The organism is Shinella sp. OV683 (genome assembly GCF_057787725.1).
This window is the reverse complement of sequence record NZ_CM173543.1, coordinates 5191746-5214401: the sequence shown is the minus strand read 5'-3', so window position 1 is coordinate 5214401 and position 22656 is coordinate 5191746. Positions and strand designations below refer to the sequence as shown.

Sequence of the window (22656 nt, the reverse complement as noted above, 5' to 3'; positions counted from 1 at the left end):
GCCGGGTTTCGCATTCAGGATAGACAGCGGATAATCAGGCAGCGCCCGCGTTGCGGGACTTTTCCTGACGCTTGCGCTCATTGGGGTCGAGATACATCTTGCGCAGACGGATCGACTTCGGCGTGACTTCCATCAGCTCATCGTCCTGGATCCAGCTGAGCGCCCGGTCGAGCGTCATGCGGATCGGCGGCGTCAGCTTGACGGCCTCGTCCTTGTTGACCGAGCGGATGTTGGTCAGCTGCTTGCCCTTGAGCACGTTGACTTCCAGATCGTTGTCTCTGGAGTGGATACCGATGATCATGCCTGCATAGACTTTTTCGCCCGGCTCAATGATCATTGGGCCGCGATCTTCCAGGTTGAACATTGCATAGGCAACGGCTTCGCCGGATGCATTGGAAAGCAGGACACCATTGGTGCGGCCACCGATTGCGCCCCGGAAAGGCTGGTATTCGTGGAACAGGCGGTTCATGATCGCCGTACCGCGCGTATCCGTCAGCAGTTCCGACTGGTAGCCGATCAGGCCGCGGGTCGGGGCGAAGAAGCGCAGGCGCAGGCGGTTGCCGCCGGACGGACGAAGCTCGACCATCTCGGCCTTGCGCTCGGACATCTTCTGCACGACGATACCGGAATGCTCTTCATCGACGTCGATGACGACTTCTTCGACCGGCTCCATCAGCGTGCCGTTCTCGTCCTTGTGCATGACGACGCGCGGACGCGACACGGCAAGCTCGAAGCCTTCGCGGCGCATGGTTTCGATCAGCACGGCAAGCTGCAATTCGCCGCGGCCGGACACGAAGAACGAGTCCTTGCCTTCGGCTTCTTCGATCTTCAGCGCGACATTGCCTTCGGCTTCCTTGAACAGGCGATCGCGAATGACGCGGCTGGTGACCTTGTCACCTTCGGTGCCGGCGAGCGGGCTGTCATTGACGATGAAGGACATGGTGACGGTCGGCGGATCGATCGGCTGGGCAACCAGCGCTTCGGTGACCGACGGATCACAGAACGTGTCAGCGACGGTGCCCTTGGACAGGCCGGCGATGGCAACGATGTCGCCAGCATGGGCTTCATCCAGCGCCGTGCGCTCGATGCCGCGAAAGGCTAGGATCTTGGAAATACGACCATTTTCGATCAGCTTGCCGTCCTGGCCCAGAACCTTGACGGACTGGTTTGGCTTGATCGAACCGGAATGGATGCGGCCGGTGATGATGCGACCGAGGAACGGATTGGCTTCGAGAATGGTGCCGATCATGCGGAACGCGCCGTCTTCCTCGCCAACGCTCGGCTCAGGAACATGTTCAAGCACGAGATCGAGCAGCGGCGCGAGGCCGGCATCCTTCGGACCTTCCGGATTGACGTTCATCCAGCCATCACGGCCCGAACCATAAAGGATCGGGAAGTCGAGCTGCTCGTCGGTGGCGTCGAGATTGGCGAACAGGTCGAAGACTTCGTTGATGACTTCTTCGTGGCGGCCGTCCGGACGGTCGATCTTGTTGATCGCGACGATCGGGCGAAGGCCGACCTTCAGGGCCTTGGAGACCACGAACTTGGTCTGCGGCATCGGGCCTTCGGAGGAGTCGACCAGAACGATCGCGCCATCCACCATCGACAGGATACGTTCGACTTCACCGCCGAAGTCGGCGTGGCCTGGCGTATCGACGATGTTGATGCGGGTACCCTTCCACTCGATCGACGTCGCCTTGGCGAGGATGGTGATGCCACGCTCTTTTTCGAGGTCGTTGGAATCCATCATGCGCTCGACGGTGCGCTGGTTGTCGCGGAACGAGCCGGACTGCTTCAGGAGTTCGTCGACAAGCGTGGTCTTCCCATGGTCAACGTGTGCGATAATCGCGATATTGCGCATTTTCATGTTTTGAATCTCTGAGCTCTTGGCGCGGCAATGGGAGGCGGCACCCAATTCGTTTGGCGGCCTCATACCTCGTTTTTTGCATTTGCGAAAGAGGGGATGCCGACAAAGTGCGAACCAGCCTTAATTTCTCGGCAGTTCAGCCGTCCGATGGGCATTCCACCAATGCAGGAATGGCGGACCGGAGACGACAACCAGCGCGACGATAGATGCGACCAGCATGATGATCGGGGTCTCCGTATCGTCCGGCGTGATGGCATCCAGCATCAGTTGGTATCCCATGACGATGCTGATGACGGAGATTATGGCCAGCACCAGACTGGCGACCGGAGCTTTGCGCCAGCGTGCAAATCGCAGGACGATCCCGACCGTCACCACCGAGAACAGGATCAAGACGACAGACGGAATGATGAACAGCGCCATCCATTCGCGATCGGAGCCCAGAAAGCGATAGCCTTCGTAGATCCAGATGCCAGTCACGCCACCCAGCACCGCCACCCCGGCCATACCGGGGAGAAGCAGCAGGACGGACAGGAGAATTCTGAGCACCACCGGCGCATTGCTGACCGGGACGGTTGGGTGTGGCCCATTGCCGATCGGCTCGCTCATTTCACCACTCCCTTGTCGTCGGGCGATGGCGCCGCCGCCTGCCGCGTTGTAAACCAATGGAGGAATGGCGGCAGCGCGACGATCAACAGGCTGAGGACGCTCCCGGCCTGCAGGATAAGCATGTCCACGCTGTCGCTGCTATTGTTCGTCTGCGAGAAAATCGCATAGACACCGAGGATGCAGGCGGTCGAGACGATGGACAGGCCGAGGCTGGCGATCGGCGCCCTGTCCCACTTGATAAACCGGAAGATGAAGCCGGCGATCAACAGGCCGATGCCGACGAGACCGGCGCCCAGCAAACCCACCAGCCAATCCAGCATGCCCCAGCCGGAGAACAGGTAATCGTGTTCTGCCCAGGTCTGGATGGCATATCCACACGCCGCGCCGCCCGTGGCGATACAGGCAATGCTGACAAGGGCCATGAGCCCGAACAGCATCCAGATCAACCAGCCGCTCGCGGAAGTGTTTTGTTGTGTCATCGACATGCCCCGCGCCGCAGCGCTTGTCCCTCGTATTGAACATAGTGCATGTCATGACAAAGTCATAAGGCAAATTCGGAGTTCTACGGCTCTCGACTTGCATGGCGTGCCACTGCAAGACGAAGCAGCAGGCAGGTTTATTCCACACTCTGACGCGCAATCGAAAAGGCGCGCCGGAGAGCGCGCCTTTGTTCTGCCGGAAGACAGGATCAGGCCGCGCGGACCGGATCGAGCGTGATCTTCCAGAGTTCCTTGTCGTCGCGGTTCATCAACCGGACCGTCAGCTGTTCCGTGCCGCCGTCGATATCGACCAGGCCGAAGAACTGCAAACCCGCCGATGGCGGCAGGTTCTGGCCCTGCTCCTTGGTCGGCGCGCTAACGAACTTCACCTCGGGACCGAAGGTCATGTCCATGTCGTTCGGGCCAAACGTGCCGGCATGGATCGGACCGGAGACGAATTCCCAGAAGGGTTCGAAATCCTGAAACTGCGCCTTTTCCGGATTGTAGTAATGCGCGGCGGTGTAATGCACGTCAGCGGTCAGCCACAGCGTGTTGGTGATGCCGGCATTCTTGATGTAGCGCAGGAGATCGGCGATCTCGAGTTCACGGCCGCTGGCCGGGCCGTTGTCGCCATTGGCGACGGCTTCGGCACCCTTCAGTTCCTTGAAATTATCCCAGACGATGACGCCGAGCGGCATGTCGCAGGCGAGCACCTTCCAGGTGGCACGGGAATTGGCGAGTTCGCGCTTCAGCCAGGCGACCTGCTCGGCGCCGATGATGCGCGACTTGTCGTCCAGCACCGTTTCCTTGTCCTCGCCGTTCGGGCCGCGATAGGAGCGCAGATCGATGAAGAACACGTCAAGCATCGGGCCATAGGAGATCTTGCGATAGACACGGCCCGGCTCAGCCGGGGTGTAGCGGATCGGCGTCATCTCATGGAAGGCGCGGGCCGCACGGGCCGAAAGCATGAAAACCGACTTTTCCGTGTAGCGGTCGTCGCCCATCAGGTTCTTGGAGGCAGACCAGTTGTTGACGACTTCATGGTCGTCCCACTGGAAGAACGTCGGACAGACCGCAGAGAGGGCACGCACGTGCTCGTCCATCATGTTGTATTTCCACTGGCCGCGATACTCGGCGAGCGTCTCGGCGACCTTGCTTTTCTCTGCGGTGACGACCTTGTTGACCCACTTGGTACCGTCAGGCAGATCGACGCTTTCCTTGAGCGGACCATCGGCATAGATCGTGTCGCCCGAATGAATGAAGAAATCCGGCTGGTGCTTGGCCATCGTGCCGTAGGTATACATACCTTTGTCGTCAATGCCCCAGCCCTGGCCGACCGTGTCGCCGGACCAAGCGAAGCGCACGCTGCGGCGGGACGACGGGCCCGTGCGGAAACGGCCGGTGACTGCCTCGGACATGACATTGATGTCCTGGAGATCGGCGGCAACGAAACGGTAGAAGATATCCTGGTCGGACGGCAGGTTCTCGATCAGGCGCTTGGCTGTGAAATCACTTTCCGGCAGCGCATTCATTGGCGGCAGCCGGATGGCATCCTTGAAGCTCTCCGTTGTCGAGACTTCCATCTGGATCCGCGACGGGCGATCGACGCGCGTCCAGATCATGCCGGAGGAGGCATCGACATCGCCGGACTGCACACCGTGGGTGAAGACCGGCGCATTGGCGGCGCGGGCATAAAACGGCATCGCCAGGCCAGACGCAGCAACGAGGCCGGTGGCGCCGGCGCTCTGCAAAAGCGTCCGGCGGGTGACGGATTTTGAAATGATCGACATGGATCTCTCCTGTTTCGGGCGCGGGCGCATCTCGCCCGGAGGGGCAACCAAACAGGGATTCATGTCACTGCATTAATAACAGCATGACATCTTGATGATGGTTTGATGACCGCCTGTTCAGGCGGCCAATCCCTTTTTCCGCAGCATCGCATCCGGGCTCGGCAGCTTGCCGCGGAAGCCCTTGTAGGCGTCTTCCGGGTCGATGGAGCCGCCGATCGAATAGATATTGTCCTTCAGCTTCTTCGCCGTTTCGGCATTGAACGCATCACCCGTTTCCAGGAAGGCGTCGAAGGCATCGGCGTCCAGCACCTCGGACCACATGTAGGAGTAATATCCCGCCGAATACCCGTCCCCGGAAAAGACGTGGCTGAAATGCGGGGTGGCATGGCGCATGACGATCGATGACGGCATGCCTATGGTTGCCAGCACCTCGCGCTGCACGACCATCGGATCCTCAGCGGGCGGGCGCGTGTGAAACGCCATGTCCACCAGCGCCGACGAGGTGAATTCCACCGTGGCAAATCCGGAGTTGAACGTGCGGGCCGCCAGCACCTTGTCGAGCAGCACCTGCGGCATCGGCTCGCCGGTTTCGAAATGGACGGCGTACTCCCTGAGCACCTCAGGCACCGTCAGCCAATGCTCATAGAGCTGCGACGGCAGCTCGACGAAGTCGCGCGACACACCGGTGCCCGAAACCGTGGGATAGGTGACGTCAGACAACATGCCATGCAGCGCATGGCCGAATTCGTGAAACAGCGTCCGCGCATCGTCGAGCGACAAGAGCGCCGGCTTGCCTTCGGCAGGCTTGGCGAAGTTGCAGACATTGTAGATGATCGGCATTTCGCCGATGACGCCACTCTTGAGCGGCAGCTTGTGCTGGCTTTGGAACGAGCTCATCCAGGCGCCGGAACGCTTGGACGGCCGGGCAAAGTAATCGCCGAGAAACAGGGCAACCAGCTTGTCGCTGGTGTCGCGAATCTCGAAGACGCGGACATCGGGGTGGTAGCCGGCAATATCGGCGCGACGCACCGCCGTGATGCCAAACAGCCTTGTCGCCACCGCAAAGCAGGCCTCGATGATCTTCTCGAGCTGCAGATAGGGCTTGAGTTCGCCTTCCGAGAAATTGAACTTCTGCGACCGCAGCTTTTCGGCGTAGTGGCGCCAGTCCCAAGGCTCGACCGCATGGTTTTTGCCCTCGTCGGCGATTAGCGTGGCGAGATCAGCCTCTTCTTCATAGGCGCGCAGCCGGGCCTTTTCCCACACCTTCATCAGCAAGTCGTCGACATGCTGGGCCGTCTTGGCCATCGTATTGTCGAGCTTCAATGCGGCATAGTTGGCATATCCGAGCAGCTTGGCCTTTTCATCGCGCAGCTCCAGCGTCTCGGCAACGATCCGCCTGTTGTCGGTCGGGCCTTCGTTCTCGCCACGCGCCGTCCAGGCGCGGAACGCCTCTTCACGCAAGGCGCGGTTTTCGGAGAAGGTCAGGAAAGGCTCTATGATCGAGCGGGACAGCGTCACGGCATACTTGCCGCTCTCGCCACGGTTGGCGGCCGCTCCCGACATCGCATCGCGCAGAAAATCCGGCAGGCCGGCAAGTTCTTCGTCGCTCGTCAAATAGAGCGCCCAGTCCTTTTCGTCGGCCAGCACGTTCTGGCCGAAATTGGCGCCGAGGCTCGCGAGCCGCTCATTGATCTCGGCAAGCCGTTGCTGCTGCTCCTTGGGCAATTTTGCGCCCGATTTGACAAACCCCTTCCAGTGGCGCTCGAGCACGCGGGTTTGCTCAAGCGTCAGGCCGAGCGTCTCCTTGGCTTCCCAGAGCGCATCGATACGCTTGAAGAGTGGCTCGTTCTGGCCGATCTTCGAGTAATGGCGCGACATGACGGGCGAGATCTCGCGCTCGAGCTGCTGGATCGCGTCGTTGGTATCCGAACCCGCCTTGTTCCAGAACACCGCCGAGACACGCGACAGTTCGTCGCCGGCAATTTCCAACGCGATGATAGTGTTGGCGAAATCAGGCGCTTCGGCATTGTTGGCGATCGCATCGATCTCGGCCTCATGGGCAGAGATGGCCCAATCGAAGGCCGGCTTGAAATCCACGTCGCTGATGCCGCTGAATTGCGGAAGCCCGTGTTCGCCGCTCCAGTTGAAAATCTCGGCATTCAGGTTCGGCTTGGACGTCATGAGCATTTCCTCGGCAAATCACACTTCTTCTGCCCGACTATATAAGGACAAACCGGACGGTTTTGCGAGGCGCTGCGCATGGCAGGCCAAAATTTATCGCGCCGTGCAACTTGAATGCGCCGCGCCACTATAATAAGTATTGCTTATTATCAGCGAGATTTACAAAATGCCCAAAGCCAACCCCGATTCCTTCGGCTTCGTGTTCACCGAGACCTCACGCCTGTTGCGGGCTGCCCTTGAACGCAAGATTGCCGCTGTCGGCCTCGACGTCACGCCGGCGGAGGCGCGCGCGCTGATGCATGTTGCCGCCGCCGAAGGTGCCCGACAGAATGTCATTGCCGAACGCATGGGTGTCGAGCCGATGACCGTCTGTTCCTATCTCGACAAGCTGGAACGTCTGGGATTGGTGGAAAGAAACGCCGACCCGAAGGACCGTCGCGCCAAGAACGTGACCACGACCGAGGCTGCCGACAAGCTGATCGCCGCCGTCCGCAGACAGTCCGAACAGCTCTACCAGGAAATCCAGGAAGGCCTCGACGCCGAGACACGTGCCCTGTTTTTCAGTGCCCTCAAGACGATCAGAACCAACCTTCAGGGGCTTCTGGCCGACAAGCCGGCAGAACAAGCATTGCCCGAGGACGAAATCGCATGACTGCCGCTCGCATGACCGCAGCCCGCACCAGCATCATCGGTGCGTTTCTCGTTGCACTCGGCCCAATTTCCATGGCGCTCTACACGCCGGCGATGCCGGAACTGGTCAGTGCCTTCCACACCAGCGATTCCATGATCAAGCTGACGCTGTCGCTTTATTTCGGCGGCTTTGCCGTGTCGCAACTGGTTGCCGGCTCGCTGTCGGACGCATTCGGCCGCAAGCCGGTGACGATCGCCTTCATGGGCATCTATCTCGTCGGCAGCCTGATGTCAGCCTTTGCGCCAACGGTTCATGTGCTGATCCTTGGCCGCCTGATCCAGGGCATCGGCGCATCGGCCGGCATGACCGTGTCGCGCGCCATCGTGCGTGACCAGTTTACCGGCGACAAGGCGGCCGGAATCATGAATCTGATCGGCATGATGCTGGCAGTCGGTCCCGCACTGGCGCCAACCATCGGCAGCATCGCGCTGGGTCTGGCCGGCTGGCGGTCGATCTTCTTCGTCATGCTCGGCTTTTCCGCTGTCGCCTGCCTGATCGCCTATGTCTTCCTTGAGGAAACCAGCATCCCCGATCGGCGCAAGGCGCATGTCGGACCGATCATCTCGGCCTATAGTGAGATCCTCACAGATATCCGTTTCGTCTCGGCGACATTGGTGATCGGCGGCGCCGTCGGCGTGCTCTATACGCTGGCGACGATCCTGCCCTTCATCCTGATCGACAAGGTGGGCCTGACGCCGCTGCAATTCGGTGTCGGCATGCTGCTGCAATCCGGCATGTATTTCGCGGGTTCTGTGGTGGTTCGCCTGCTGCTCAGCCGCTTCAGCGCCCGGCAGCTGATAGGACCCGGCCTGATCCTGATCGGTATCGGCGCGATGGCTGTGGCGGCCGCGATACATTTCGTGCCGCTATCCTATCTGTCGGTTATGGGACCAGTCGGAATCATGGCTTTCGGCATTGCCTTCATCACGCCCTATATGATGACGGCGGCGGTCGCGCCCTTTCCGCACATTGCCGGCACCGCGTCGGCGCTGATGGGTTTCGTGCAGATGGGTTCTGGATTGGTAGGCGGTCTGATCTGTGCCATCATCGGCATCCCGGTGCTGGCCATGGCGACAGTCATCCCAGCCTTCGCGGTCATCAGTATCCTGAGCTACTTCGTCTACCTCAACGCGATCCGCACCAATCCATTGCCGAGCGCAGATGTGATCACCCAAGAATACGAAACGGCGGCAGAAATGTCTGCCGCCGCCTGAATTCTCTGGGATGATGGCGGTCCAACATTTCGGACCCCATTGAGCCTTAGCCCTTGAGATTGCGCTTGCCGAGCGTGCGCAGGCGCAGCGCATTGAGCTTGATGAAGCCGGCGGCATCCTTCTGGTCATAGGCGCCCTGGTCATCCTCGAAGGTGACCAGCTTGTCGGAATAGAGCGACTTGTCGCTCTCGCGGCCGATGACCATCACATTGCCCTTGTAGAGCTTGAGCGTGACTTCGCCCTCGACATGGCGCTGGCTGAGGTCGATTGCCGCCTGCAGCATTTCACGCTCCGGCGAGAACCAGAAGCCGTAGTAGATCAGCTCGGCATAGCGCGGCATCAGGTCGTCCTTGAGATGCGCCGCACCCCGGTCGAGCGTGATGGATTCGATGGCGCGATGCGCGGAAAGCAGGATCGTGCCGCCGGGCGTCTCGTAGACGCCTCGCGACTTCATGCCGACAAAACGGTTCTCGACGAGATCGAGGCGGCCGATGCCGTTGTCGCGACCATAATCGTTGAGCTTGGCGAGCAGCGTCGCCGGCGACAGGCGAACGCCGTTGATCGAGACGGCATCACCCTTCTCGAAGCCGACCTTGATGATCGTCGCCTTGTCGGGCGCGGCTTCCGGGGAAATGGTGCGCATATGCACATATTCCGGCGCCTCGACGCTCGGGTCTTCCAGCACCTTGCCCTCGGACGACGAGTGCAGAAGATTGGCATCCACCGAGAACGGCGCTTCACCTTTCTTGTCCTTGGCAACCGGGATCTGGTGCTGTTCGGCAAATTCCAGAAGGTCGGTGCGGCTCTTGAAGGTCCAGTCGCGCCAAGGAGCGATGATCTTGATGTCCGGGTTCAGTGCATAAGCTGACAGTTCGAAGCGGACCTGGTCGTTGCCCTTGCCGGTCGCGCCATGGGCGATGGCATCGGCGCCGGTCTTTTTGGCGATCTCGACGAGGTGCTTGGAGATCAGCGGGCGGGCGATCGAGGTGCCCAGCAGGTAGACACCTTCATAGACGGCATTGGCTCGGAACATCGGGAAGACGAAATCGCGGACGAATTCCTCGCGCACATCTTCGATGAAGATTTCCTTGATGCCCATCATCTCGGCCTTCTTGCGGGCCGGCTCAAGCTCTTCGCCCTGGCCGAGATCGGCGGTGAAGGTGACGACTTCAGCACCGAGTTCGGTCTGCAGCCACTTGAGGATAATCGAGGTATCGAGGCCGCCAGAATAGGCCAGCACGACTTTCTTCACGTCTTTGGGGAGCGCCATAGCAAGGTTCCGTTACTTGAAGCACAGGGATTGCCGGTCTTTTAGCGTGATTGGCGGGAGTTGCAAGTGCTGGCGCGCACGGAAAGGGACAGCATCAAATGAATCAATCGATCCTCAAAACAGTGTTATGCATCTGGCTTTTCGCGGCGGGAGCAAATCGGTGCCAGATTTCTTGAAAGACAGCGGCCACAGCCTTTGCTTGGCTGCACGATTTGGATAAAAGCAACAGAATGGAAAATTCGGCAGATTGGATCTCGCCATGCCCAACACATCGCTTCATCCCGCTTTCAAATCCGGCAACACAGCTGTCATCACCGGCGCCGCTTCCGGTATCGGCCTGGCTGCTGCAAAATCCGTTGCTGCACTCGGCCTTAATGTCGTGCTGGCCGATCTCGGCGGCGACCGGCTGAACGAGGCAGGCCATGACGTCGCCAAGCTCTCGCCGCGCGGCAAGGATGCGGTTGCCGCGATCCCGACCGACGTGTCGTTCCTCGCGGACATCGAAGTGCTGGCCGAAGATACGGCGGCCCGTTTCGGCAATGTGCACGTGGTGATGAACAATGCCGGCATTCAGCCCGGCAGCTCTCTGTTCGGGCCGCTGGAAAACTGGGAGAAGGTCTTTGCCGTCAACCTCTGGGGTGTGATCCACGGCTCCCGGGTATTTGCGCCGAAAATGCTGGCGCATGGCGAGCGCGGCCTGATTATCAACACCGGCTCCAAGCAGGGCATCACCACCCCGCCGGGCGACCCCGGCTACAACACGGCCAAGGCCGGCGTCAAAGCCTTCACTGAGGCCTTGCAGCATGAGTTGCGCAACACGGCCAATTCTGCCGTCTCCGCTCACTTGCTTATCCCCGGCTTCGTGTTCACGGCCCTCACCAGAGGCGATCGCACCGAAAAGCCCGCAGGCGCATGGACCTCAGAACAAACCGTGGATTTCATGATGGCTTCGCTGGCAAAGGATGACTTCTACATCCTCTGCCCCGACAATGACGTGCCTCGATCACTTGATGAGAAGCGCATCGAATGGGCGGCGCACGACATCATCGACAATCGCCCGCCGCTGTCGCGCTGGCATCCTGACTATGCCGACGCATTCAAGGCATTCCTCGACAAGGACAAGGCATGATCATGGAATTCCTGCCCGACCTCACCACCTTCATCACCTTTACGATCGCCGTATGGGTGCTCGCCTTCACGCCCGGCCCCGACATGACCGTCTCGATCGCCCGGGCGCTGGCCGACGGCAAGCTCGGCGGATTGATGGTCGTGCTCGGCACCTCGACGGGGCTGGTCGTCCACACGCTGCTGGTGGCGCTCGGCGTTTCCGCGCTGATCATCGCTTCGCCCACCGCCTTCCTGATCCTCAAGACAGGCGGTGCCGCCTATCTGGTCTGGCTGGCGATCCAGGCCGTCCGCGTCGGCTCGAGCTTGTCGGTGAAGCGGGCGGACGGCCCCGCCAATTCTGCCGCAAAGAACTACCTGACGGGTTTCTGGGTCAATCTCCTCAACCCCAAGGTCATCATTTTCTTCATGACCTTTCTGCCGCAATTCGTCACGGCCCATGACCCGCATGTCACAGGCAAGCTGATCTTTCTCGGCTTCTGGGCAATTCTGATGGGCATGCCGGTCAACCTTCTGGTGGTTTTCGTGGCCGAAAAGCTGTCCGCCTGGCTGCAGAACAATCGCGGTGTTCTGCGTGGCATCGACTACAGCTTTGCCGGCGTCTTTTCGCTGTTTGCGGTCAAGATCTTCATGACCCAGGCGAAGTAGCCGGCTTTGCCTTTTTGGCTTTCTTCGCCGCTGCGGCATCGCGATTTTCCGCAATCCGCATGGTGGTGATCTTGCGGACCAGATCATCCGGCAGCGGGTTGTCCACGGTGAACTGGATCGTGCCCTTGGAGATCTTGTAGCGCGCCAGTTCGTCCTTGAAAGCCTCGTTCTTCAGGGTGCTGCCCGGGAAGAACGAGCAATGGTTCTTGAAAGCGGCATAGTGGACGAGATTGCCATCGAGCTTGAAGGTCGGAATGCCATAGGCGATGACTTCCTCCGCTTCCGGCACCAGCGATCGGACCACGGTGCGGATCCTTTCGAGCATGCCGCGCGCCGGCTCGGGCACATCTGTGAGATAGGCTTCCACTTCGGGGGAGGTCTTTTGCTCGATCATAGCGGCTCCTTCCTCTGCACAGAGTAGCGCCGCCATTCGTGTCAGCCAAGCGCTTCCAGCTTTGCCCTCAGGAACAACTTCTCGGCCTTGGATTGCGAAAGCACGATGGCCGAGCGATAGGCGACGCGGGCTTCTTCAGCGCGGCCGGTTCTGGCAAGCAGATCGGCCATCACGGCGTGAAAGGGCTGATATTGCTGCAGAGCCCGGGCAAGCGACCCCAACATCGAAAGCGCGATTTCCGGACCTTCCGCATAGGAGATCGCCACGATGCGGTTGAGTTCGAAGACAGGATTGTCTGACGTCTGGGACAGGGCACGATAGAGAAGTGCGATCTCTGCCCAGTTGGTATCCGCAAAGCTTTCCGCATTGGAATGGACGGCGATAATCGCGGCCTGCAACTGATACGGCCCGGCTCGCCCGCGCCTGAGGGCATCCTCGACAAGCGCCATCCCTTCGTCAATCTGCATCCGGTCCCAAAGACTGCGGTCCTGATCCTCAAGCGAGATGATCTCACCCACAGGACCAAGCCGCGCCGTCCGCCGCGCATGATGCAGCAGCATCAAAGCCAGCAGCCCCTCGACCTCCGCCTCACCGGGACGCAACGTCTTGAGCAACCGGCCCAGGCGGATCGCTTCTTCGCAGAGGTCAGCGCGGATATGGCTTTCGCCACCAGATGCATAGCCTTCGTTGAATATCAGGTAGATCACCGCCAGCACGCTTTCGAGCCGCTCGGCCCAGCCCTCCGGTCCGGGTACCTCATAAGCGATACCGGCCTTGGCGATCTTGTGGCGCGCCCGAACCAGCCGCTGCGCCATCGCGTCATGGCCATCGAGATAGGCGTCGGCGATCTCCTCGGTCTTCAGGCCGCAGACGGAGCGGAGGGTCAACGCAACACAGGTCTTGCGATCGAGCGCAGGGTGGCAGCAGGTGAAGATCAGCTTCAGCCGTTCATCCATGATCGGATCCTCGCCGCTCTCCTCGCCAGACTGATTTTCAAGTTCGATCAGATGGGTAATCTCGGCGGATTTGGCGCGGAAATTCGCCGAACGTCGGAGGCGATCGATGGCCTTGCGCTTGGCTGTCTGTGTCAGCCAGCCCAACGGCGAGGCGGGCAAGCCGTTGCGGCCCCAATGCACCAGCGCCGATTCCAACGCATCCTGCAGACTGTCCTCGGCGAGCTGGAAATCCCTGATCTCGCCGATGAGATTGGACAGAAGCCGCCCCCGGTCACCCCGGGCGATCATGTCGATCGCCGAGGTGACGGAGACAGCCTCTGCCGGATGGCGGTTCATCAGCGATCGAACACCATGATCGGCCGCACTTCAACCGCACCATTGGCAGCATGCGGGATCATCGCCGCATAGCGGATGGCTTCATCGAGATCCTTGCAGTCGAGGATATAGAAGCCGCCGAGCTGTTCCTTGGTTTCGGCAAACGGGCCATCCATGGATTCCGTCTTGCCGCCGCGCACCTTTACGGTCGTTGCCGTCGTCGACGGTTGCAGGGCATCACCGGTCACATAGACGCCATCGTTCCGATAGGTCTCGTTGCAAACCTGGTAGCCAGCCATCATCTTGCCGAATTCCGGCGAGTCCGGCGGCGTCGCATTGTCGGGGTTCATGTAGATCAAAGCCATGTACTTCATGTTCATCTCCTCTTGTTTTCAACCAATCCGTTGTTGCGATTGGCGCATGATGACGAATGAGAAATTCCAGATCGACATGTCAGCGGAAAAAAATCAGAAAAGCGACCACAGCATGAAGGCAGCAGCCCCGAGCATGCAGAGCTGAGTGCCCGCAGCTCCGGAAACCCGCAGCGCACCGGTGGGATTGTCGGCCTTGAGCCCGATGACGTGGATCAGTCTGGCGGCGAGCAGCAGGATGCCGATCGCATGCAGCCATGCCGCCGGCATGCCGCGTCCTTCCGCAAGCGCCATCAGAAGGATGGCGAAGGGAACATTCTCTACGAAATTGCCGTGCCTGCGAATCCACACCGCGAGGTCCGTATTGCCGCCGTCCATGATGGCAACTCCCGTCTTGCCGCGCTTGGTGCTGACAATGATGGAGAGAACGATGGCTGCAATTGCCAGGATCGATGCGTAGAGTGCCGTTACCTGAAAAGTCATGATCTTGTCTCCCGTGTTGACGATACAGCACGGTAACGATTGGCAAAGAGCCCAATCGACATGTCATAAAGATTAATTCGCCGATGTGTCAGCCGCGATAACGATAGTGGCCCGTCACCTCATGGGCAAACAGAACGTCCTCGATCTTCGCGCCCCGGCCGATATTGTGAATGACCAGCGGCCGTGTGCTCTCCGAGTTCAATGTATCGGAAGCCAGCACGATATGCGGCTTGCTGCCGGGCAGCATCTGCGTGACGATATCGCCGGGCTTGTAGTCCATCCCTTGGTCGCTCACCGGCAGATCAGCCTTCTTGCGCGTGAGGAAGGTCTGGAGATTGGGCACGCGGCGATGGTCGATATTGCTGTCAGGCGCCTTGAGGCCCCACGTTTTCGGATAGGCGGCGAAGGCCGTTTTCATGTCGTCGTGGACGAGTTGCTGCAGATCGAGGCCCAAAGCATCGCGATAGGCCCGCACGATAACATCGGTGCAGACTCCCATGGAACGCGGCACATCGCCGCCGGGATAATCGAGCCTGGTGTAACTGGGGTCGTAGACCAGCGTCACGCCGACTTGGCTTTGGCCGGCCTCGACCAGCTTTTCCGCCCAATCTTCTGTCGGGATCGTGGCGGCCGATGCCGGTCTACTGGTCGGCAAGGCGAAGTAGGCGGCACCGGCGGTCAATGATCCGGCAAGCAACCAACGGCGCGTCAGCATCCACTGCCCCCAACTCGATAATATCAGGGAGCAGACTTGGAACAGATTCAGGCGAATTTCGGGCGGCAAACCACCATTGCTTGCAGCGCGATTAACGCCTCAGCCGATCAGCAGCGCATCGTCATCCAGCGTCTGGCCGCGAATCTTGCGGAACATCGCAATCAGGTCTTCGACCTGCATATCCCGACGGCTATCGCCGGTGACGTCGAGCACGATTTCCCCGCCATGCAGCATCACGGTGCGGGTACCGAAATCCAGCGCCTGCCGCATCGAATGGGTCACCATCAATGTCGTCAGCTTGCGCTCGGACACGACCTTCTGGGTGAGCTCCATGATGAATTCGGCCATGCCGGGATCGAGTGCCGCCGTATGCTCGTCGAGCAGCAGTACTTCCGAACCGCTGAGTGTCGCCATGACCAGCGAAACGGCTTGTCGCTGGCCGCCCGAAAGCAGGTCCATGCGGTCCTTCATGCGATTTTCTAGCCCGAGATTGAGGGCGGCGATGCGTTCGCGGAAATAGTCGCGACGTTTTCCGCTAAGTGCCGGCGCCAGTCCGCGGTTCTGTCCGCGCGTATAGGCGAGCGCCAGGTTTTCCTCGATGCTGAGCGGTCCACAACTGCCCGCCAGCGGGTCCTGGAACACGCGCGCAACGAGGCCAGCACGGCTCGCTGTCGGCTTGCGCGTCACGTCGGTGGTCCCGATGGTCACGCGGCCGGAGGTCGGCAACACGTCGCCGGCAAGCACGCCAAGCAAGGTCGATTTGCCGGCACCATTCGAGCCAATGACGGTGACGAATGATCCGGTCTCGATTGTCAGGTTGACGCCGTTGAGCGCCTGCTTCTGCAACGGCGTGCCGCGGCCAAAGACGACTTCGAGGTTTTCGACGTTGATCATGTCGAGGCTCCTCCACGACGCAGGCGCGGCAGGATGAGCGCGATGGCAACCAGCACGGCAGTGACCAGATTGAGGTCCGATGCCTTGAGCCCCAGCACGTCGGTCGAAAGCGCCAGCTGGATTGCCAGGCGGTAGATGATCGAGCCGAACACGCAGCCGATCAGCGCGATCAGCAACCCGCGCTTGCCAAACAGGGTCTCGCCGACGATGACGGCTGCAAGCCCCACGACGATGGTGCCGACACCGGACGTGACGTCGGCAAAGCCGTTGGTCTGCGCAAACAGCGCGCCGCCCAGCGCCACCAGTGCATTGGACAGCGAGATGCCGAGATAGATCTGGTTGCCGGTCTTGACACCCTGGGCGCGGGCCATGCGGGCATTGGTGCCGGTCGCGCGCATCGCCAGACCCGCATCGCTTTCGAGGAAGCGCCAGACGAGCACGATGGCGATGGCGACCAGCACGAAAATGAATATCGGCCGGACGAGATATTCCTTCAGGCCCAGACCGTAAAACGGCGTCAGCATCGTCTCTTCGTTCAACAGCGCGACATTCGGCTTGCCCATGACGCGCAGGTTGACGGAGAACAGCGCGATCATCGTCAAGATCGAGGCGAGCAGATTGAGGATCTTGAAGCGGACATTCAGCGTCGCGGTCACCATGCCGGTTAAAGCGCCGGCGGCCATCGCCGCAAGGCTGGCAAGCCAGGCATTGACGCCGGCAATGATCAGCACCGCGGCCACCGCAGCACCCAGCGGGAAGGAGCCGTCCACCGTGAGATCGGGAAAATCGAGAATGCGGAAAGCGAGATAGACCCCGATCGCGACAAAGGCATAGACAAGGCCCAGCTCGACGGCACCCCAGAAGGCGATGTGACTCACGGTAGTTCGTTCCTGTTGTTTCCGCTTCCAGTATGAAACGGAGCGAGGCGGGACCGCAAGCCGCGGCCCCGCCTCGGAGACTGACTTATTCGATGACCTTGGTGGCGCGCTTGACGAGCGCGTCAGAGAAGGTGACGCCCATCTTGGCTGCAGCCTTCTTGTTGATCACGAGGTCGCTGCCGACGGCGATGGTCACCGGGATATCGCCTGGGGCTTCGCCCTTGAGCACGCGGGCGACGATGGCGCCGGTCTGCTTGCCCACGTCGAAGTAGTTGAAGCTGACCGAGGCCAGTGCTCCGCGAGCAACCGAGTCCGTGTCGCCGGAATAGAGCGGAACCTTAGCTTCCTCGGCAACACCGACGGCAGCTTCGAGTGCGGAAACGATGGTGTTGTCGGTCGGGATGTAGATCGCGTCGACGCGGCCGATCAGCGAGCGGGTGGCGCCCTGGACTTCGGACGACTTGGTGGCGACGGATTCAACGATGGTCACGCCGGCCTTTTCAGCCTCGACCTTCATTGCAGCCAGCGTCGAGACCGAATTGGCTTCGGCCGTGTTGTAGACAAAGCCCAGATTCTTGACGTTGGGGGTGATTTCCTTGATCAGCTTGATGTGATCGGCAACCGGCGACATGTCGGAAAGACCGGTGACATTGCCGCCCGGCTTGCTCATGTCCTTGACCAACTGCGCGCCGACCGGATCGGAAACGGCGGTGAAAACAACCGGAATGTCGCGGGTGGCAGCGACGACGGCCTGAGCCGACGGCGTCGAGATCGGTACGATCACGGTGGGCTCGTCGCCGACGAACTGGCGGGCGATCTGTGCTGCGGTGCCGGGATTGCCCTGCGCGGATTCATACAGGAACTTGATGTTCTCACCTTCCTTGTAGCCGGCCTCGGCCAGCGCTGCCTTGACGCCATCGCGGGCGGCATCAAGAGCCGGATGTTCGACGATCGCGGTGATGGCAACGGTGACTTCCTCGGCCTTGACCGGCAGGGCCATGACGGTAGCGGCAGCGAGTGCCAGAAGAATTGCGCGCATGTGGGTGACCTCCATATTTTGTTATTTCTGCCTCTCTATTAGGCAGGCGAGCACCCAAAATCAATCACACAACCCGCGTCCTCAACGCGGATTGATGTAAATGAATGGGATCATAACAACATCGAATGGATGGGTCTCAGTCTTCGCCGTGGTTGGCGATCATCATCGCCTCGAATGCCAGCCGATCGGTCTTGCGCATGCGCTCGGATTCCGACTTGAGCTGGCCGCAGGCGGCAAGGATATCACGGCCGCGCGGCGTGCGGATCGGCGAGGCAAAGCCGGCCTGGTTGACGAAATCGGCAAACGCTTCGATCGTCTCCCAATCCGAACATTCGTATTTCGAGCCCGGCCACGGGTTGAAGGGGATCAGGTTGATCTTGGCCGGCACGTTCTTCAGTAGCTTCACCAGATCGCGCGCGTCGGCCAGGGAATCGTTGACGCCCTTGAGCATGACATATTCGAACGTGATACGGCGGGCGTTGGAAATGCCGGGATAGGCGCGGCAGGCTTCCATCAGCTGCTTGAGCGGGAACTTCTTGTTGATCGGCACGAGGTGATCGCGCAGGTCGTCGCGCACGGCATGCAGCGAAATCGCCAGCATGACGCCGATTTCCTCGCCGGTGCGATAGATTTCAGGCACCACGCCCGAGGTCGACAGGGTCACGCGGCGCTTGGACAGCGAAAGTCCGTCGCCGTCGGTGGCGATCAGCAGTGCCGTCTTGACGTTCTCGAAATTATAGAGCGGCTCGCCCATCCCCATCATCACCATGTTGGAAACCTTGCGGCCCTCCGCCGGAACGATAGCGCCCTGCGGCGTGTCCCGGTCAGGAAAATCGCCGAGCTTGTCACGCGCCAGCAGCAACTGCGACAGGATTTCCTCGGCGGTCAGGTTGCGAACCAGCCGCTGCGTGCCGGTGTGACAGAAGTCGCAGGTCAGCGTGCAGCCGACCTGGCTGGAAACGCAGAGCGTACCGCGGCCTTCTTCCGGAATGTAAACCGTCTCGACCTCGACCGGACGGCCGGCACCGCGCGGCGGAAACCGCAGCAGCCACTTGCGCGTGCCGTCGTTGGAGATCTGCTCTTCGACGATCTCCGGCCGCTGTATGGTGAAATGGGTCCGCAACAGCTCTCGCAGATCCTTCGACACATTCAGCATATCGTCGAAATCGGAAATGCCGCGCACATACAACCAATGCCAGATTTGCTGCACGCGCATCTTTACCTGGCGCTCCGCAATACCCTTTTCGACCAGCGCCTTGGCGAGCTCTTCCCGCGAAAGGCCGACCAGCGACGGCTTGGTCTCGTAAAGCGCCGGATTGGCAAACGCCATTTGGGGAGCAGGCGCGCTCAAAACGTCCATTTGTGTCATGTCAGAATCCTGTGCCGCGGGTCGCCGGCGAGAGGCCGGTTCGGCGGTAGTCCCGGAAGTTCGGGGATTTTGCGTGCGCATAACACGGTTTTACGCTCGAGTCACCCCTGGGCGCGGAACGGCACCTATTCCGATATGCCTGGGCTGGCGGGCTAGGCCGACTTCTTCTGGGCCGCCGCAATCGCGCGGGCCGCCGCCTCGGAATCGTTGGCGAGCGTGCGCATCTCGGTAGCCAGCACCGCAAAGCCCTGGCCAGCAGACCCTGCGCGCGCCGCCTCGATACCGGCATTGACGGCGAGCAGCTTCAGGTAGCGCAAAGAATGCAGGATTTCCGTGGTTCGCGACGCAGCGACGCGCATGTCGGCGGTCTGTTCGTCGAGCCGCTGGTAGAGGGATTCGATATTGATGATGCTGCCTTCGAGATAGAGCAGCTCGCCATCCGCGTCCCAGACGCCGCCGCCGGTCTCGGTCACCCAGACATAGTGACCCTTGTGATGACGGATGCGATATTCCATCGTCCAGTCGGTCTTCTTCTCAAGCCCCAAAGCGACCAGCTCATCCATGCGCGGTATGTCTTCCTCGCACATGATTGACGTGAAGGTGCGGATGCGGTTGCCGACAATCTCGTCAGGCGGATAGCCGAACACGCGGGCAACGCCATCGGTCATTTCAAGCATCGTATAATTTTCATCGGCACGGCATCTGTAGAGAAAACCGTTCATGCGACCCAGGACGCTATTTTGGAAATCCATGGCGACCACGCAAAAAAAAGGACATTATCGCGAGAGATTATTGGTGCATATGGATAATAAATTCTTACTATCGGTCTGCTTTCGTTTAACAAAAGCAGAAATATATACGTTTTGTGACGCACTATAAAAGATAAGGCGCAGGTAGAGGTGGCGCGACTTGCTTCATCAAGCGGCGCCACCGGATCTCGTTAGTTCCTCAGATAGGCTTCCATGGAATCGTCGAGTTCTTCCAGCCAAGGCGTATGGTGCTTCGGAGACATCGTGCCGGTCATCAGGGAGCGATAGGCATTGTCGCGGAAGCCCATGATGTTTTCGGCCTTGTGGTGTTCCCATTCCATGAAGGTCTTGTTGGTCGCCTGGATGTCGAAGCTCGGATAGTCCGTCGCGTCGATCAGCTCCTGCACATAGTCGCCCTGGAACCAGATCATCTGCTCGGCGTCTTCGAGCGTATCCTCGCGCGCACGCCATTTGTCGAAATCGGCCTGCAGCGTAGCCGCATCCGGCAGCGTGATACGACCGAGAACGATGTCACGCACATACCAGGCCTGGGCGTCGAACATGTTGAATGTATAGAACTGGTCCTGCATGCCGATGTAGAAGAGTTTCGGATTGCGCTCGAAAACCACGCCCTTGTGCAGCATATCCGACCACATGCGGTTTGCGGTCTTGAGACGCAGCGAATCCGGCAGGAACGGGAAATGGTGGAGATAGCCGGTGCAGAGGATCAGCGCATCGACTTCCTTGGTCGTGCCGTCCTTGAAATGTGCCGTCTTGCCGCGCAGCTTGGTCAGCAGCGGCCGCTCTTCAAAACGCTCCGGCCAGTTGAAGCCCATCGGCTTGGAGCGATAGCTCGTGGTCACCGACTTGGCGCCGTATTTCCAGCACTGCGAGCCGATGTCTTCGGCAGAATAGGACCGGCCAACGAGCAGCACGTCCTTGTCCTTGAACTCCATCGCATCGCGGAAATCATGGCTATGCAGCACCCGGCCATTGAAGGCTTCGACACCTTCGAAATAGGGCACGTTCGGCGTCGAGAAATGACCAGAGCAGACGATCACATAGTCGAATTCCTCGTCATACATGATGTCGTTGACGCGATCATGCGCGGTCACCGTGAATTTCTCGGTCGCCTCGTCATAATTGACCATGCGCACCGGCGTGTTGAAACGCACCCAGTCCTTGACATTGGCCTTCTCGACCCGGCCCTTGATGTAGTCCCAAAGCACCGCGCGTGGCGGATAGGAGGCGATCGGCTGGCCGAAATGTTCCTCGAACGAGTAGTCGGCAAATTCCAGGCATTCCTTCGGGCCATTGGACCACAGGTAACGATACATCGATCCATGAACCGGTTCGCCGTGCTGATCGAGGCCGGTGCGCCAGGTGTAGTTCCACAGGCCGCCCCAATCAGCCTGTTTTTCGAAGCAGACGACTTCCGGGATTTCAGCACCCTTCTGGGCTGCGGATTGGAATGCTCTGAGTTGTGCGGTCCCGGATGGGCCTGCGCCGATGACAGCTACTCTGGTCATGAATCGTTCCCTTTATTGATTGTCTTTATTTCGGCCCCTGTGATCAGGGCCTAGTCCGGAGAAAAACCGGGGCTCGTCGGTGCCCCATCATCGTATTTCGATAGCCACTCGACGGTCGTTTCACGGAACCGCGTCAGGCCCTTATAGTCCACCAGTTCCGGCGGCAGCGTCCTCAGCACACGCGGGAAGCGCCTCGCCCATTTCGGCACGGTCACCAGCTCATTCATGTTCATGAGATAGCAGCGGATGACGAAAAGTATGGCGTTGGAGCGCGGCAGGCGCCAGAGCGTTTGCAACTCGACGCGCAGATGCACCTTCTCACCGACGTTTTCCGGCGTCACCGTCGTGCGGTCCGTGCCCCATTTCGGGTAATTTTCCGGTGAGGTGTCGAGGCGGGGATTGATCGTCATCGTCCAGTTGAACCGGCGAGTCGGCTTGCCCTGCTGCAGGTTTAGCAGGAACTTCAGCGCCCGCTCGAACACGCCGATCTGGTGCGCCAGCGGCACTGGCCCATGCCATTCCATGAAATTCATGCCGATGTCGAAATCGAGCGACCAGTCGGCCTGCGTGGTCACCATTCCGGCATCCATCCACAAATTGCCGTCGCGCTGGTCGACGATGCAGAAATCGCCCTGCGCCTGCCGGGTGATATATTCCATCGGCTCGTAGGGCAGGGTGGATCGATCGCCGAAGGTGAAGGTGTCATCGATGCCCATCGGCCGGTTGATCCAGCGCCACTGGTCGCCATTGCGGATCAGCGTGAAATGCTCGGGATAACCCGCAGCCTGCTGCTCCATCAGCAGTTCAAGCGTGTCCCACTGCGCCATCATCATATGCGGCAAGGCCTGGCAGCGGAGCGGATCTTCCTTGAGCACCAGCGCCCGGTCGTGCATCTCGGCGACATAGTGCTCGTCGACGTCGATCAGGCTTTCATAGACCGTATTCTTGGCGCCCAGTACATGCGGCTCCATGTTGACGGCATACATGTATTCGTCGCGATCGAAGGGGAACGGGAAACGCCTGATGTTTTCCGGACTATTGCGATAGCTGAAGTCATCGCGAAACGTCTCTTGCTTGAACATGATTGCCATTC

Annotated in this window: 22 protein-coding genes; 4 read left to right on the top strand and 18 right to left on the bottom strand. The window is 60.0% G+C overall.

The annotated features are described in order from the left end of the window. Positions 1–34: 34 nt before the first annotated feature. The 5 genes from typA to ACXHRN_RS25170 all read right to left on the bottom strand — a co-directional run bounded on the left by typA (position 35) and on the right by ACXHRN_RS25170 (position 6923). Positions 35–1867 carry a translational GTPase TypA gene (gene typA / locus ACXHRN_RS25190; RefSeq protein WP_488638998.1) on the bottom strand — a complete coding sequence of 611 codons (1833 nt, stop codon included), beginning with the start codon at positions 1865–1867 and terminating at the stop codon, positions 35–37. Between the two features lie 120 nt (positions 1868–1987). Continuing rightward, a complete protein-coding gene (locus ACXHRN_RS25185) occupies positions 1988–2473 on the bottom strand; it encodes a hypothetical protein (protein ID WP_488638997.1) in 486 nt (161 codons plus the stop codon). Next, positions 2470–2952: a hypothetical protein gene (locus ACXHRN_RS25180; RefSeq protein ID WP_488638996.1), complete on the bottom strand. Its 483-nt coding sequence runs from the start codon at positions 2950–2952 to the stop codon at positions 2470–2472. The genes ACXHRN_RS25185 and ACXHRN_RS25180 overlap by 4 nt, the downstream gene beginning before the upstream one ends. A 209-nt stretch (positions 2953–3161) precedes the next feature. After that, positions 3162–4742 (bottom strand): alkaline phosphatase D family protein, encoded by a 1581-nt coding sequence (locus tag ACXHRN_RS25175; protein WP_488638995.1) that lies wholly within the window; start codon positions 4740–4742, stop codon positions 3162–3164. Positions 4743–4859: 117 nt separating this feature from the next. Continuing rightward, positions 4860–6923: a M3 family metallopeptidase gene (locus ACXHRN_RS25170; protein ID WP_488638994.1), complete on the bottom strand. Its 2064-nt coding sequence runs from the start codon at positions 6921–6923 to the stop codon at positions 4860–4862. Positions 6924–7089: 166 nt separating this feature from the next. On the opposite strand from ACXHRN_RS25170, the gene ACXHRN_RS25165 reads away from it, so the two are divergent. Continuing rightward, positions 7090–7575, top strand: a complete 486-nt coding sequence (locus ACXHRN_RS25165; protein ID WP_488638993.1) for a MarR family winged helix-turn-helix transcriptional regulator — start codon at positions 7090–7092, stop codon at positions 7573–7575. Further along, positions 7572–8828 carry a multidrug effflux MFS transporter gene (locus tag ACXHRN_RS25160; protein WP_488638992.1) on the top strand — a complete coding sequence of 419 codons (1257 nt, stop codon included), beginning with the start codon at positions 7572–7574 and terminating at the stop codon, positions 8826–8828. Before ACXHRN_RS25165 ends, ACXHRN_RS25160 begins: the two co-directional genes overlap by 4 nt. Positions 8829–8874: 46 nt before the next feature. Here the strand turns inward: ACXHRN_RS25160 and ACXHRN_RS25155 are convergent, their stop codons facing one another. Further along, positions 8875–10098, bottom strand: a complete 1224-nt coding sequence (locus ACXHRN_RS25155; protein ID WP_488638991.1) for an argininosuccinate synthase — start codon at positions 10096–10098, stop codon at positions 8875–8877. A gap of 259 nt (positions 10099–10357) precedes the next feature. On the opposite strand from ACXHRN_RS25155, the gene ACXHRN_RS25150 reads away from it, so the two are divergent. Both ACXHRN_RS25150 and ACXHRN_RS25145 read left to right on the top strand, forming a co-directional pair. After that, entirely contained in the window at positions 10358–11227 is an 870-nt protein-coding gene (locus tag ACXHRN_RS25150; protein WP_488638990.1) for an SDR family NAD(P)-dependent oxidoreductase, read from the top strand. 2 nt (positions 11228–11229) lie between these two features. After that, complete coding sequence (locus ACXHRN_RS25145; protein ID WP_488642026.1) at positions 11230–11871, top strand: LysE family translocator; 642 nt, start codon at positions 11230–11232, stop codon at positions 11869–11871. On the opposite strand, the gene ACXHRN_RS25140 is transcribed toward ACXHRN_RS25145, so the two are convergent. The 12 genes from ACXHRN_RS25140 to ACXHRN_RS25085 form a co-directional block, all read right to left on the bottom strand. Further along, positions 11852–12265, bottom strand: a complete 414-nt coding sequence (locus ACXHRN_RS25140) for an iron chaperone (protein WP_488638989.1) — start codon at positions 12263–12265, stop codon at positions 11852–11854. The two genes, ACXHRN_RS25145 and ACXHRN_RS25140, sit on opposite strands and share 20 nt — an antisense overlap. Positions 12266–12306: 41 nt before the next feature. After that, positions 12307–13557: an RNA polymerase sigma factor gene (locus tag ACXHRN_RS25135; RefSeq protein WP_488638988.1), complete on the bottom strand. Its 1251-nt coding sequence runs from the start codon at positions 13555–13557 to the stop codon at positions 12307–12309. Continuing rightward, entirely contained in the window at positions 13557–13910 is a 354-nt protein-coding gene (locus ACXHRN_RS25130; protein ID WP_488638987.1) for a YciI family protein, read from the bottom strand. The genes ACXHRN_RS25135 and ACXHRN_RS25130 overlap by 1 nt, the downstream gene beginning before the upstream one ends. A gap of 93 nt (positions 13911–14003) precedes the next feature. Continuing rightward, the gene (locus ACXHRN_RS25125) at positions 14004–14390 is read right to left on the bottom strand and encodes an MAPEG family protein (RefSeq protein ID WP_488638986.1); all 387 of its coding nucleotides are present in this window, start codon (positions 14388–14390) and stop codon (positions 14004–14006) included. 88 nt (positions 14391–14478) lie between these two features. Then, positions 14479–15105 carry a DUF1287 domain-containing protein gene (locus ACXHRN_RS25120; RefSeq protein ID WP_488638985.1) on the bottom strand — a complete coding sequence of 209 codons (627 nt, stop codon included), beginning with the start codon at positions 15103–15105 and terminating at the stop codon, positions 14479–14481. 99 nt (positions 15106–15204) lie between these two features. Further along, positions 15205–15999: an ABC transporter ATP-binding protein gene (locus ACXHRN_RS25115; RefSeq protein WP_488638984.1), complete on the bottom strand. Its 795-nt coding sequence runs from the start codon at positions 15997–15999 to the stop codon at positions 15205–15207. Further along, positions 15996–16877, bottom strand: a complete 882-nt coding sequence (locus ACXHRN_RS25110; RefSeq protein WP_488638983.1) for an ABC transporter permease — start codon at positions 16875–16877, stop codon at positions 15996–15998. The genes ACXHRN_RS25115 and ACXHRN_RS25110 overlap by 4 nt, the downstream gene beginning before the upstream one ends. Before the next feature lie 85 nt (positions 16878–16962). Further along, entirely contained in the window at positions 16963–17916 is a 954-nt protein-coding gene (locus ACXHRN_RS25105; RefSeq protein ID WP_488638982.1) for an ABC transporter substrate-binding protein, read from the bottom strand. A gap of 136 nt (positions 17917–18052) precedes the next feature. Further along, the gene (gene rlmN / locus ACXHRN_RS25100; protein ID WP_488642025.1) at positions 18053–19276 is read right to left on the bottom strand and encodes a dual-specificity RNA methyltransferase RlmN; all 1224 of its coding nucleotides are present in this window, start codon (positions 19274–19276) and stop codon (positions 18053–18055) included. A 161-nt stretch (positions 19277–19437) separates the two neighbouring features. Continuing rightward, positions 19438–20037, bottom strand: a complete 600-nt coding sequence (locus ACXHRN_RS25095) for a PAS domain-containing protein (protein ID WP_488638981.1) — start codon at positions 20035–20037, stop codon at positions 19438–19440. A gap of 188 nt (positions 20038–20225) precedes the next feature. Next, positions 20226–21563, bottom strand: coding sequence for a trimethylamine monooxygenase (locus tag ACXHRN_RS25090; protein ID WP_488638980.1), 1338 nt, complete (start codon positions 21561–21563; stop codon positions 20226–20228). A gap of 50 nt (positions 21564–21613) precedes the next feature. Next, positions 21614–22654 carry a heme-dependent oxidative N-demethylase family protein gene (locus ACXHRN_RS25085; RefSeq protein WP_488638979.1) on the bottom strand — a complete coding sequence of 347 codons (1041 nt, stop codon included), beginning with the start codon at positions 22652–22654 and terminating at the stop codon, positions 21614–21616. Positions 22655–22656: the final 2 nt, after the last annotated feature.

What these genes read in the sequence shown, in the direction of transcription:
- typA (WP_488638998.1), bottom strand. Translation starts at nt 1,867, where the DNA reads ATGAAAATGCGCAATATCGCGATTATCGCACACGTTGACCATGGGAAG.
- ACXHRN_RS25155 (WP_488638991.1), bottom strand. Translation starts at nt 10,098, where the DNA reads ATGGCGCTCCCCAAAGACGTGAAGAAAGTCGTGCTGGCCTATTCTGGC.
- ACXHRN_RS25105 (WP_488638982.1), bottom strand. Translation starts at nt 17,916, where the DNA reads ATGCGCGCAATTCTTCTGGCACTCGCTGCCGCTACCGTCATGGCCCTG.
- ACXHRN_RS25180 (WP_488638996.1), bottom strand. Translation starts at nt 2,952, where the DNA reads ATGACACAACAAAACACTTCCGCGAGCGGCTGGTTGATCTGGATGCTG.
- ACXHRN_RS25120 (WP_488638985.1), bottom strand. Translation starts at nt 15,105, where the DNA reads ATGCTGACGCGCCGTTGGTTGCTTGCCGGATCATTGACCGCCGGTGCC.
- ACXHRN_RS25125 (WP_488638986.1), bottom strand. Translation starts at nt 14,390, where the DNA reads ATGACTTTTCAGGTAACGGCACTCTACGCATCGATCCTGGCAATTGCA.
- ACXHRN_RS25170 (WP_488638994.1), bottom strand. Translation starts at nt 6,923, where the DNA reads ATGACGTCCAAGCCGAACCTGAATGCCGAGATTTTCAACTGGAGCGGC.
- ACXHRN_RS25115 (WP_488638984.1), bottom strand. Translation starts at nt 15,999, where the DNA reads ATGATCAACGTCGAAAACCTCGAAGTCGTCTTTGGCCGCGGCACGCCG.
- ACXHRN_RS25130 (WP_488638987.1), bottom strand. Translation starts at nt 13,910, where the DNA reads ATGAAGTACATGGCTTTGATCTACATGAACCCCGACAATGCGACGCCG.
- ACXHRN_RS25165 (WP_488638993.1), top strand. Translation starts at nt 7,090, where the DNA reads ATGCCCAAAGCCAACCCCGATTCCTTCGGCTTCGTGTTCACCGAGACC.
- ACXHRN_RS25140 (WP_488638989.1), bottom strand. Translation starts at nt 12,265, where the DNA reads ATGATCGAGCAAAAGACCTCCCCCGAAGTGGAAGCCTATCTCACAGAT.
- ACXHRN_RS25175 (WP_488638995.1), bottom strand. Translation starts at nt 4,742, where the DNA reads ATGTCGATCATTTCAAAATCCGTCACCCGCCGGACGCTTTTGCAGAGC.
- ACXHRN_RS25085 (WP_488638979.1), bottom strand. Translation starts at nt 22,654, where the DNA reads ATGGCAATCATGTTCAAGCAAGAGACGTTTCGCGATGACTTCAGCTAT.
- ACXHRN_RS25185 (WP_488638997.1), bottom strand. Translation starts at nt 2,473, where the DNA reads ATGAGCGAGCCGATCGGCAATGGGCCACACCCAACCGTCCCGGTCAGC.
- ACXHRN_RS25090 (WP_488638980.1), bottom strand. Translation starts at nt 21,563, where the DNA reads ATGACCAGAGTAGCTGTCATCGGCGCAGGCCCATCCGGGACCGCACAA.
- ACXHRN_RS25150 (WP_488638990.1), top strand. Translation starts at nt 10,358, where the DNA reads ATGCCCAACACATCGCTTCATCCCGCTTTCAAATCCGGCAACACAGCT.
- ACXHRN_RS25135 (WP_488638988.1), bottom strand. Translation starts at nt 13,557, where the DNA reads ATGAACCGCCATCCGGCAGAGGCTGTCTCCGTCACCTCGGCGATCGAC.
- ACXHRN_RS25160 (WP_488638992.1), top strand. Translation starts at nt 7,572, where the DNA reads ATGACTGCCGCTCGCATGACCGCAGCCCGCACCAGCATCATCGGTGCG.
- ACXHRN_RS25095 (WP_488638981.1), bottom strand. Translation starts at nt 20,037, where the DNA reads ATGGATTTCCAAAATAGCGTCCTGGGTCGCATGAACGGTTTTCTCTAC.
- ACXHRN_RS25145 (WP_488642026.1), top strand. Translation starts at nt 11,230, where the DNA reads ATGGAATTCCTGCCCGACCTCACCACCTTCATCACCTTTACGATCGCC.
- rlmN (WP_488642025.1), bottom strand. Translation starts at nt 19,276, where the DNA reads ATGGACGTTTTGAGCGCGCCTGCTCCCCAAATGGCGTTTGCCAATCCG.